At 56.1% G+C, this 10,609-nt stretch carries 9 protein-coding genes; 5 read left to right on the forward strand and 4 right to left on the reverse strand.

Annotated elements, in window-relative coordinates; genetic code table 11:
- The first annotated feature begins 174 nt into the window (after positions 1 to 174).
- Positions 175 to 1,035, forward strand: a complete 861-nt coding sequence (locus GSQ86_RS08325; RefSeq protein WP_158749505.1) for a DUF92 domain-containing protein — start codon at positions 175 to 177, stop codon at positions 1,033 to 1,035.
- Positions 1,036 to 1,039: 4 nt separating this feature from the next.
- Here the strand turns inward: GSQ86_RS08325 and GSQ86_RS08330 are convergent, their stop codons facing one another.
- From GSQ86_RS08330 to GSQ86_RS08340, 3 genes are all read right to left on the reverse strand, one after another.
- Positions 1,040 to 1,795: a CAP domain-containing protein gene (locus GSQ86_RS08330; protein ID WP_158749506.1), complete on the reverse strand. Its 756-nt coding sequence runs from the start codon at positions 1,793 to 1,795 to the stop codon at positions 1,040 to 1,042.
- A gap of 123 nt (positions 1,796 to 1,918) precedes the next feature.
- Positions 1,919 to 2,293, reverse strand: a complete 375-nt coding sequence (locus tag GSQ86_RS08335) for a septum formation initiator family protein (RefSeq protein WP_158749507.1) — start codon at positions 2,291 to 2,293, stop codon at positions 1,919 to 1,921.
- An 88-nt stretch (positions 2,294 to 2,381) separates the two neighbouring features.
- On the reverse strand, positions 2,382 to 3,785 hold the full coding sequence (locus GSQ86_RS08340; protein ID WP_158749508.1) for a phosphoglucomutase/phosphomannomutase family protein: 1,404 nt from the start codon (positions 3,783 to 3,785) through the stop codon (positions 2,382 to 2,384).
- 104 nt (positions 3,786 to 3,889) lie between these two features.
- Here GSQ86_RS08340 and cutA point away from each other — a divergent pair, with 104 nt between their 5' ends.
- From cutA to GSQ86_RS08355, 3 genes are all read left to right on the forward strand, one after another.
- Positions 3,890 to 4,207: a divalent-cation tolerance protein CutA gene (gene cutA / locus GSQ86_RS08345; protein WP_158749509.1), complete on the forward strand. Its 318-nt coding sequence runs from the start codon at positions 3,890 to 3,892 to the stop codon at positions 4,205 to 4,207.
- Between the two features lie 217 nt (positions 4,208 to 4,424).
- Positions 4,425 to 5,024: a biotin transporter BioY gene (locus GSQ86_RS08350; protein WP_158749510.1), complete on the forward strand. Its 600-nt coding sequence runs from the start codon at positions 4,425 to 4,427 to the stop codon at positions 5,022 to 5,024.
- Between the two features lie 76 nt (positions 5,025 to 5,100).
- Positions 5,101 to 5,997 (forward strand): MqnA/MqnD/SBP family protein, encoded by an 897-nt coding sequence (locus GSQ86_RS08355; RefSeq protein ID WP_158749511.1) that lies wholly within the window; start codon positions 5,101 to 5,103, stop codon positions 5,995 to 5,997.
- 177 nt (positions 5,998 to 6,174) lie between these two features.
- On the opposite strand, the gene GSQ86_RS08360 is transcribed toward GSQ86_RS08355, so the two are convergent.
- The gene (locus GSQ86_RS08360; RefSeq protein ID WP_158749512.1) at positions 6,175 to 9,498 is read right to left on the reverse strand and encodes a TonB-dependent receptor; all 3,324 of its coding nucleotides are present in this window, start codon (positions 9,496 to 9,498) and stop codon (positions 6,175 to 6,177) included.
- A 239-nt stretch (positions 9,499 to 9,737) separates the two neighbouring features.
- On the opposite strand from GSQ86_RS08360, the gene GSQ86_RS08365 reads away from it, so the two are divergent.
- Positions 9,738 to 10,604 (forward strand): ABC transporter permease, encoded by an 867-nt coding sequence (locus GSQ86_RS08365; RefSeq protein WP_254062233.1) that lies wholly within the window; start codon positions 9,738 to 9,740, stop codon positions 10,602 to 10,604.
- The last annotated feature ends 5 nt before the right edge of the window (positions 10,605 to 10,609 follow it).

The raw sequence follows: 10,609 nt of genomic DNA on the forward strand, positions 1-10,609 counted from the left end.
TCAGCAACAAATCCTGCAATTGGCAGTGACGCCGGGTATTTCGACCATTCCAAATCGGAAAAGGTCATCTGGCAAACCGCGGCAAAGCCTGACACAATCGAAGACGACCGCCTCGAAACTAGATTGTAAATCACTCACGCATTTCGATTTGCCATACACCCTGGGAAAATTACTATGTACCCGAAAAACAGGCAATCATCTCCGCTGCAGTGGCAATCGCAACTACTGCTCCTGATTGTAGTTCCTGCCTGCTGCATCTGGATATTCCTGCAAGCCAGTCGCGCCTGGACCTTCCACAGCCCGGTCTTCATCCAGGCAGCGGGAATCAGTATCGCCTTTGGCCTCACCGTCTGGCTGCTGCGTGCTGCCACCGGCGCCGCCGCGATGACAGGCGCACTCATCGCCGCATGTCTCTATCTGCGCACCCCCGGCTGGCGAACCGCCCTTATTCCGCTCGGCCTGATGCTGATTCTGGCGCTTGCCGCCACCCGCGCAGGCCGCGCCCATAAAGAATCGTTAGGCATCGCCGAAGCAAAACGGGGCCGAGTACCCTCACAGGTGGTTGCCAATCTCGGGATCGCCGCTCTTACAACGCTTCCCCTGACCGCAAATCAGCTTTTTTCTCCGTCCGCCCATTCTGCTCTTTTGTCGATCGCCGCACTTAGCGCTGCCTTGGCGGAAGCTGCCGCCGACACCGTTTCGTCCGAGTTGGGACAAGTCTTCGGCGGCATGCCTCGCCTGCTCACGACCCTGAAGCCAGTCCCCGTCGGAACCGACGGAGGAATCACATTCGCCGGAACGGTGGCCGGTTGTATCGCCGCCGCGCTGGTAACGGCCGTTGCCGCGCTCACGCTCCCGTTGAGCGTCCGCACCGGTTGCGTGGTCTTCTCGTCTGCAATCTTCGGACTCTTCTTTGACAGTTGGCTGGGAGCCGTCTTCGAGCGCCGCGGCTGGCTCAACAATGATGCCGTTAATTTTCTTTCCACGCTCGCATCGGCATCCATCGCCGCAGCTCTGCTCGCTCGAAGCCACTAGCCGATCAGTACAGGAGCACGGCAATGTTGTAAGTAGTAAATCCCTGGTTCCCACCCTGCTGCCCGCTGCACGCACCAACCGACGCCGTCTTGTATTTGCCGGAGCTGATCCTTTGCTCAAGCGGATCGGGCAATCGTGAGAGATCAGAGCTTTCCCACCGCATCACAAACAGTGCATGAGAGCCGCTGACATCGCCGCTATCCACCGCGCAGTCCTTACGTGCCGCGCCAGGCGGACGCGACGGGTCAATATTGTGTTGACGCAGCAAGGCCGCAACTTTCTGCTCCACTTGCTCCGGACCCATAGAGTCAACCGCACTGTCGAATACCACGGCGGCATACCAGTAACCGGCATGCTCCACCACGCCAATTCCAACATTCGTGAGCTTGGGATCAAGAATATTGGCGCGATGCGGCGACGACTTCATCCATTCCTGCTGCACACCCTCGGCGCCATTGCCCATGGCCACGTTTTCAGCGATCTCGCGAAAATGCGCACCCGCCTGCCCTGCGCGTGCCTGCAAATCAGGCTCGCCCGGAAGCTGATGCGACAGCGCCTTCTGGTCAAACATCTTCTGCGCATGGCCCTGAGCCGCGGCAGCCAGCGAGGCATCCCAATGCAGCGGCTGCAAACCCTGATCCATGCGTGCCTGGTTCGTCAGCGTAAGTAGCTTCTGCTGCTGATCATTTGGCAACTGCTGGGCCACGCCAACGGAAGCGCCCAGCAAAAAGAAAGCGGCAATTACTCGTATCAGACGCATATTCACTGGATTGAGATGCGGGATCCGGCACTTCCGCGCTCACGGTTACGAGCTAAAAATGCCGACACTCTGAGTCACAGGTGAAGAATCCCCAATACTCCCCACCGGCAATCCATCCTTATGTCATTTCGTTGTGGAAGGCTTTGCAGCAGCGGGATCCGCAGGCTTATCGTTCAGCGTGTAAATCACTTCCCCCGGACGGGTATAGTGCAGCCGCTCGCGAGCTTCGTGCTCAATCGCATCGGGGTCATTCTGCAGGTGATCGACGTGGTCCTTCATGCGTCCGTTTTCATCCTGCAGCTGAAGAATCTGCTTCTGCAGCTCTTTATCTTCCACCCGTTTCGCCTGGTATGCGGTAACGCCGTTCTGACCGAAGATTACGTGGTAGCCGAGAAACACCGCCAGCACCACAGCCGCTGCCGTAGCAAGTCGCCTGCGCATGTGGTACGCCACGCCGACTGCCCGGATCAGATTCGGATTTTGAACGACCTGTTTCATCCTGATACAAGGGGCCTCGGCCCCTTCCCTTCCACTACGTCATGTGCGGGCCGAAACCCGCACTATGCTTACTTATCGGACGCTGAATCTATTCCAGCACCCAGTCTTTTGCCGCCTGGCTCAGAGGTTCGCTGTCGCTTTCTTTCCGGGCTTCCGAATAGACGCGTACCACCGGTTCCGTTCCCGAAAGCCGATAGCAGACCCACGAGCCGTCCTCGAGAATCAGCTTCAATCCATCGGTGCGGACAACTTGCGTGACTTTGCGGCCGCCCAGCGTCTTCGGATCTTCCTTTACCTTCTCAGTAAATTTTTCTTTCACTTCCGGAGTCAAGCGGAAGTTCTCTCTTAATGGATAAAAGGAACCAACCTTGGCAAATAATTCCTTTAATTGTTGCCCAACACTCTTGCCGCGAACGGCAACCATCTCGGTGACGAGCAGTCCAGCGATAATGCCGTCCTTCTCTGGAACATGGCCGCGAATGGTTAATCCCGCGCTCTCTTCCCCGCCAATGGCAATCTTGTCCTCGTCAATCAGGGCGCCAATGTACTTGAACCCGACAGGCGTTTCATAGAGCTGAACCTTGTGCAGATCGGCGAGCGCATTCACCAGGTTGGTCGTCGCTACCGATTTGGCGACACCGTTCTTCCAGCCGCGCGTTTCAACCAGGTAATCGAAAAGAAGCGCAATGATGTAGTTCGGCTGGATGAAGGTGCCGTCCGCATCGACAACTCCAAAGCGGTCGGCGTCGCCGTCGGTAGCAATTCCAATGGCAGCACCGGTTTCCTTCATCTTGGCCTTGCAATCGCCTAAAAGATGATCATCCGGCTCCGGTGCATGGCCGCCAAACAGAACATCGCGGTAGTCGTGCACCGTGGCCACTTCGATGCCGTTATCCGCAAGCAGCTGCGAGGCGTAGCCTCGTCCCGCTCCCCAGAAAGGATCGCAAACCACCTTGATATTCGCCTTCTTGATCGCTTTGATGTCCATCAGTTCCGCAAGATGCTTCAGATAATCAGCCTTTACATCCACTTCTTCAAATTTCGCCTTCGGCTCAGGCGGTGCCGGAACCGCCTCTTCGCCAAGCGCGGCGATGGCCGCCTCCACCTTGCTCGTCGTTTCCGGCAGGGCTGGCGCACCGTCTGGCGTCGAGAATTTGATCCCGTTATATTCCGGCGGATTGTGCGAGGCGGTGAAGTTGATGGCACCGCCAGTCTTGAGCTGCCGCACGGCATAGGCAATCGCAGGCGTCGGGGCCGCTTCAGAAATAACGATCGGGGTCACTCCATTGGCGGCTAGAATCTTTGCCGCATCGGCAACGAACGTTTCCCCCAGAAAACGCGGGTCGCGCCCCACCAGTACATTCTTCACTCCCGGCTGGGCGGCAACATACTTGGCGATGCCGGTAACGGCGCGGCGAATGTTGGCGATAGTAAACTCGTCGGCGACGATGGCGCGCCAGCCGGACGTTCCAAACTTGATCTGCGTGGCCATGATTCTTTCCTCAAGTGGTTGTGAAAATAAGGGATGACTGTTTTAGGATGCAGGAAGCGAACAGGATACTGCTGCCTTGTCATCTTAAATCGCCGGATGGATTCATGGAGCCTTATCGAGTTGTTTTGACCACCGTTTCTTCACTGGAAGAAGCGCGGCGCATGGCATCTTCCCTCGTCGAACAGCGGCTCGCGGCATGTGTCAACATTCTGAATGAAATTCAATCTGTCTATCGATGGCAGGGCGCAGTCGAAGAATCCTCAGAAGTGCTGCTCCTGATGAAAACCCGTGTGGAAAAGCTCGAGGCCCTGGAAGCCGCCGTGCGTAGCCTGCATTCTTATGAAGTACCGGAGTTTCTGGTTCTCCCCGCAAATGGAGGCAGTTCAGCGTACCTGAAGTGGATCGATGAATCTGTCGAATAGCACACCCGACTTTTTGTTATTCTCAATTTGACCCATGCGTGTGCTCTATGTCGTTTTCGTCCTGAGCATTTTTGCGCTCATCTGGACAGCGGTTGCTGTTGCCCGCCACGTACGTCGTCATGAAGCGCATGGCGAACCGCACACGGAAGCAGAAACATTGGAAGAACCGGCAACCGTTTCTAAGTCCGACTCTGAATAACCGGGAGAACTTCGATCTATGGCTCTGATCTCAGCATCGTCTAACGCCGCCGGCAATACACGCGGTTACGCAGCAGCCCGCTGGACCGCAACCGTGGTCGCCGGCAGTGTACTTGTCGCCATCTGCGCACATATTTCCGTGCCGCTCTTCTTCACCCCCGTTCCCATGACCCTGCAGCCGTTTGCCGTATTGCTCCTCGGCCTGCTCATGAGCCCATCCGCCGCTTTTGCCGCACTGGCTCTCTATCTAGTTGAAGGCGCATCCGGTCTGCCCGTCTTTACACCACAGGGTCCGGGCGGAATTCTCCAGTTGATGGGACCAACCGGCGGATATCTGATGTCTTACCCCTTCGTCGCCGCGCTTGTCAGCGTTATGTATCAGCGCCTGCGCATCGGTTCATTCGTTAAGGGATTGGTCGCAGCCGGAGTCGGCGACCTCATGATTCTCGCCTGCGGTACAGACTGGTTGGCAATCGTCACGCATCAGCATATTTCCAATTTGCTTTCTCTCTCAGTAGTCCCCTTTCTTCCCGGAGACGCGCTCAAGGTTTGCGCTGCCGCGGCCATTGCCGCCGGCTGGCTGCGTGTGCGTAGAATGGAAGAAACGGTTAACCGCTGATTTCCTCCCACCCCCATTGCGTGAGCGCCGCGAAGAGTTCGCGCTCCTATAGAAGTAGAAAGGAATCAAACCCGCAGTGACTGCATCCGCTTCTTCTCCGAAAACCGAATCTGCTGAACCGCATTCAAACTCTGCGCAGACACGCGAAATTGCGATTGCACATAGTCCCGACTCGGACGACGCCTTTATGTTTTACGGGCTGGCGACAAACAAGATTCGCGTCAACGGCTACAAATTTACCCATGCGTTGTGCGACATCGAGACACTGAATCAGAGGGCAATGAACGAGGCCTTCTACGATGTAACGGCGATCTCATTCCACGCATATCCCTATATTCAGGACAACTACGCCCTGATGGCCTGCGGCGGGTCGGTGGGCGAAGGCTACGGGCCTATGATCGTAGCCAGCCAGAAATTCACCCTCAGCGAAGTCAAGAAAATTAAAATCGCTGTTCCCGGTACCCTGACAACGGCATATCTTGCGCTGAAACTCTTCGCTCCGGAAATCGAAACCGCAGTAGTCCCCTTCGACAAGATCATTCCTGAAGTGCAGGCCGGAAATTTCCAGGCCGGGCTCATCATCCACGAAGGTCAGCTAACCTACGGACAGAGCGGGCTGCATAAGATCATCGATCTCGGCCAGTGGTGGCGCGAAGAAACAAAGCTGCCGTTGCCATTGGGTGGCAACGCGATTCGCCGTTCTCTCGGAAACGATGTCATGCTCAAGGTCACGCAGGCTCTGCGCGACAGCATCCAGCACGGACTCGACCATCGCGAAGAAGCGCTGGACTATGCCATGCAGTTTGCCCGCGACCTCGATACAAACCTCGCAGACAAATTCGTCGGCATGTATGTCAATGAGCGCACGCTGAACTACGGTGAAGACGGCCGCGAAGCCATCCGCAAGCTGCTCACTCTCGGCTACGAACGCGGCATCATTCCGCATCCCGTGAAAGTAGATTTCGTCGGATAGCTCTGCAACAGTCCTGTGAAAAATGCCATCTCGCAATCGAGATGGCATTTTTCTTTGAGGATTGCCTTTGCCCTTAGATAACTGAGCCATCCGTAGTGGGCATTACCAGATAGCAATCCGCGAATAAAACAAAAAAAGCCCCGCCTTTCAGCGGGGCTTTTGTCGCAGGGTTCAGGTTTAGAAGAACAGTTTTGCCGAGAACTGCAGCTGTCGCGCCCCGTACAGCAGGCTGCTAGTCGAAGTCGGCGTACCCAGCGGAATGCCAGTAGTAGGCGCAATGCATCCACCGGTAAGCGCGCTGGCGTCGAAGTTCTTGCAGGCTCCCGATCCCGCAGCGCCGGCCGTCAGCAACGAATAGCCAGTCGTGTTCACGCCCTGATTAATCCGCTGGTTCAGCAGGTTGAAAGCTTCGCCGAGAATCTGGAAGTTGATCTTCTCCGTGATCGGAAAATTCCGGGTCACGCGAAAATCAATATTACGAATTCCAGGCCCAGGAAACGCGTTACGGCTTGCCACCTGGTTTGGAACGCGTCCATTTGCCGCCGTGCCGGAACCGGAGCTGATCAGACCACCCGTCACGCCGCCATCCGCGCCGCCCTTCGGATAACCACTCAGTGAAGCGGTAACCGGGAAGCCAGTGCTCTCGGTCGCCGTACCAGAGAAAATAAAGTCGTCAAACAGGTTCTTCACATACCAGTTGCTGCGCAGAATCTGCGGCTGGTATACGACGCTGCCGACAAACCGGTTCCGAACATCAAGATCGGAGCGGCCAGATTCCAACTTTAGGTTATTGGGATCGAGTGGCGAATCGGAGCCGTAAAACGTGCCGTAGGTTCCCGGCACCTGCGCTAAATCGACAGCCTTCGCCCAGGTGTAGTTCACCAACAGCTCAAGACCATTTTCAAATGGCTTCTTCACGGTGACAGCCATCGAGTGATACCAGCTGTTCACCGAACTGAAGCCGGTATTGAGTGAACCAATCGTGCTGTCGCGACGATCCGACGGTAGATAGAACGGCAGCGTGAACGACTGGCCGACCGCATTTCCACTTGCGTCGATCTGCTGATAGGTCTTCGTGCTGCTCGGCGTCTGGCCGATCAAGTTTGCGTCCACAAAAGTTGGAAGGTGCAGACCGCGTGTGCCCACATACCCAACTGAGAGGGTCGTGCGTCCGGGCATCTGCTGTTCCACACCAAGTTGCATTTCGTGTGCGAGCGGCGGTACGAAATTCGGATCCAGTCCGTGGAAGCTGGGAACCGGCTTAAACCCTGCAGGAAGTGGTGTCACCGTCGAGGGCGCTCCGCCAAAACTCGCCGGGGTAGGCACTCCGTACAAGGGTGTTGAATTCAGCGCGGGGCCCGGAGGAGTGAACAGCACATTCGGGAAGAGTGGCGCGCCCGTTGGCAATGTGCCACCCGTGCCACCCGAACCGGTAAAGCTGTAATTCGTCTGGTAGACGCCATTTTCTACGCGCATCGCATAGTAAGTGCTGCCCTGGTTAAGCGCGCTGAACATGCCGTAACCACCGCGAACCACCGTCCCCGGCTGAGGATTCCACGCGAACCCAATACGCGGTTGAACGCGATCAAGAACATTCTTGAGCGTCTGGTTGTAATACGTGGTCAGCGGCGTGCTCGTGTTCGGATGAAGGGGCTGAGGCGTCAGCTGCACGTCATAACGCACGCCGAGATCGAGAGTAAGGTCATGCGTGATCTTCCACGAATCTTCCGCGAAACCATCGACCATCTTCATCCAGAAGTCGTCTTTGCCCGTGCCCGTAATCTGATCGATCGTCTGCACAAACGTGTCGTAGTGCGTTCCCGCCAGCGGATCCGACGCAGAAGCAGGAAAGAAATCCTGTACCCACGATAAAAAGTTATCTGAAGGCCCAATGCCCTTGGTGTAGCTGTAAAGACCACCACCCTGATACAGATTAATCATGACCTCATGGACGAGGTTCAGATCGCCGCCAAATTTCAGCGTGTGCTTTCCGTGAGTCGTTGAAAAAACGTCAGTGAACTGAAGGCGATGTTCGTCTGGTTCCGCGGTACGAGGCAGAGCATTCGGCATGCCGTACGTCTGCACGTTCGTCAGCGACACGCTCGGAGCAGGAGCGTTCGCTCCGGCAGTCTCAAGATCGCGTCCCCACTGGAAGCGAACTTCATTCACAGAGTGATCGGTCAGCGCATCGGTCCACTGCGCAACGACGAAGCGCTCATGAAAGTTGGTCGAGCCGTTTGTCGTGACTGAAGAATTTGAGTACGAAGGATTGGATCCGTAGCTGCTGGGCGAGTGGTAGTTGGAGAAGTTGAAATTGGCGAAGACGTGATTACGATCGTTGATCTGCCAATCTAAACGCGGGAAGAAAATGTCCTGAACTCCAGTACGCGGATAGCTGCCGGAAAGCGCTTGCAGATATTGAATCGCATTGGAGCATTGACCGGCAGTAATGGTGCTCGGACACTGCGCCGGCGTGATGTTGTTACCGTGATCACCGTATGCGCCGGCAGGCGTGAGCGAAATACTCGCCGTCGAGCTGTAGAGCACCGGATTCACCCGGCGAAATCCGTCATAGGTGAAAAATCCGAAGAGCTTGTCTTTAAGGATCGGGCCGCCTACGCTGCCGCCAAACTGCTGCTGTTGGTGAATCGGCTGCGTGAGCAGTAGCGGATTATGATTCAGAATCCCCTGTCCCTTGTTGTAAGGATCGAGCGCATTCAACGACGGATAGCGCAAGTAGTAGAAGAGATCGCCATGCAGCTGATTGGTACCCGACTTCGTGATGGCATTCACCTGCCCACCGGCCGCCTGCCCAAACTCTGCGCTGTAGGTCGCCGAAGCCACCTGGAACTCTCTGATCGAATCGAGGCTGTAGATATAAGGAGCGCCGGAAGCGCGTCCACGCGCTTCAGAAAACAGCATCTGGTTGTTGTTGGCGCCGTCGACGAAATTGCTGTTGTAAAGGCCGGAGATGCCATGAAAGCTGAGGAGCCCGCTGCCGCCATCGTTGACTACGTTCGGCGTCAGCAGTACAAAGTCATCCCAGCGGCGTCCATTCACCGGCAGATTCTGCACCAGCTTTTCGCTCACCACCTGCGAGACTTCCGTGCGCTCAGGATCGAGCAGCGGACTCGCAGCCGAGACTTGCACCGTCGATTGCACCGATGCCGGAGGCAGAGGCGCATCGACAGTCACAGTGTCACCCACATGCAGCTGGATATTTTTCTGTTCGAAATTTCCAAAATTAGGTGCGCTCACAGAGACGGTGTAGTGGCCCGGCTGCAGAAGCGCCGCTACATAACTGCCCGCGTCATTTGCAGTCAGCGTGCGTGAAGCCCCTGTATCGGTATTCGTAATGGTTACGGATGCGTTGGAAATGATTGCGTTCGAAGTGTCTGTCACCGTGCCGCTGATCGTTCCAGCGCCGGCACTCTGTGCCCATGTGGCAGTACATGAGCCAAACAACACTCCGAGTAACACCAGCCTCAAGATGGTTTTCATAAATAAGATTCCTTTGTTTGTATCGCTTGCTGTCTATCTTCCAGAAGGACTTTGAAAATGACGCAAAACTGAAGGCTGCAATTTTCAGGACTTACCCGTGCAGATGGGGAAAACTTCGCAGCTCGTTTATTTGTGCTTATTTTACTGTATTTGGCTGCGATCTCCGCTGACAGAGCGGTTGGCGCGACCCACTCTTTCTGTGGAAAAGTGGCCCGTTATCGAAATTCTTCACTCAGAGATTGCTGCTACTCTCATCTTTGGCCATCTCCTTCTCAAAGACCCTTCGCACTCAGCCGCTTGCCATCATCGGCCTGTCGCTCCTCGTTCTTTTTATCGTGATGGCGCTCTTCGCTCCTCTGCTCGCGCCGTATAATCCCGCAGCCATCGATCTGAATCATCGCCTGCTTGCACCCGGACACGTACACTGGTTCGGAACTGACGAGTTAGGAAGAGACATCTTTTCGCGTACGCTCTACGGAGCGCGTCTTTCGCTTGCGGTAGCATCCTCTGTCGTGGCCTGCTCACTGTTTCTCGGTGTGGTTCTAGGCGGCCTCGCGGGCTACTACGGCGGCGCACTCGATATCGCCCTCAACATCTTTCTCATGAATGCATTTCTTGCCCTGCCGGGAATTCTTCTGGCCATCGCCTTTGTTGCTTTCCTCGGACCCGGACTCATCAATCTGATTCTTGCCCTCTCCATCGGCGGATGGGTAGGTTACGCGCGGCTGGTGCGCGCGCAGGTGCTGGCGGTGCGTGAACGTGAATTCGTCGAGGCTGCGCGGTCCCTCGGCGCAACTGATTTGCGCATTTTCATTCGACACATTCTGCCAAATATTCTGCAGCCTATCATCGTGCAATCAGCCATCGGAATGGCGGGTGCGGTGCTCGCCGAAGCTACCCTCAGCTTCCTCGGACTCGGCGTACCCCCGCCGGCGGCAAGCTGGGGCTCAATGCTCAACGACGCACGTTCACATCTCTTCGACGCGCCGCATCTCGTCATCTTTCCGGCAATCGCCGTGATGCTCTGCGTGCTTTCGTTTAATTTTCTGGGCGATGCCCTGCGCGATTATCTCGATCCGCGCACACGTATGAGCGTCGGACTATAGCCGGC

This window comes from Acidobacterium sp. S8 (genome assembly GCF_009765985.1).
GTDB lineage: Bacteria > Acidobacteriota > Terriglobia > Terriglobales > Acidobacteriaceae > Alloacidobacterium.

What these genes read in the sequence shown, in the direction of transcription:
- GSQ86_RS08325 (WP_158749505.1), top strand. Translation starts at nt 175, where the DNA reads ATGTACCCGAAAAACAGGCAATCATCTCCGCTGCAGTGGCAATCGCAA.
- GSQ86_RS08330 (WP_158749506.1), bottom strand. Translation starts at nt 1,795, where the DNA reads ATGCGTCTGATACGAGTAATTGCCGCTTTCTTTTTGCTGGGCGCTTCC.
- GSQ86_RS08335 (WP_158749507.1), bottom strand. Translation starts at nt 2,293, where the DNA reads ATGAAACAGGTCGTTCAAAATCCGAATCTGATCCGGGCAGTCGGCGTG.
- GSQ86_RS08340 (WP_158749508.1), bottom strand. Translation starts at nt 3,785, where the DNA reads ATGGCCACGCAGATCAAGTTTGGAACGTCCGGCTGGCGCGCCATCGTC.
- cutA (WP_158749509.1), top strand. Translation starts at nt 3,890, where the DNA reads ATGGAGCCTTATCGAGTTGTTTTGACCACCGTTTCTTCACTGGAAGAA.
- GSQ86_RS08350 (WP_158749510.1), top strand. Translation starts at nt 4,425, where the DNA reads ATGGCTCTGATCTCAGCATCGTCTAACGCCGCCGGCAATACACGCGGT.
- GSQ86_RS08360 (WP_158749512.1), bottom strand. Translation starts at nt 9,498, where the DNA reads ATGAAAACCATCTTGAGGCTGGTGTTACTCGGAGTGTTGTTTGGCTCA.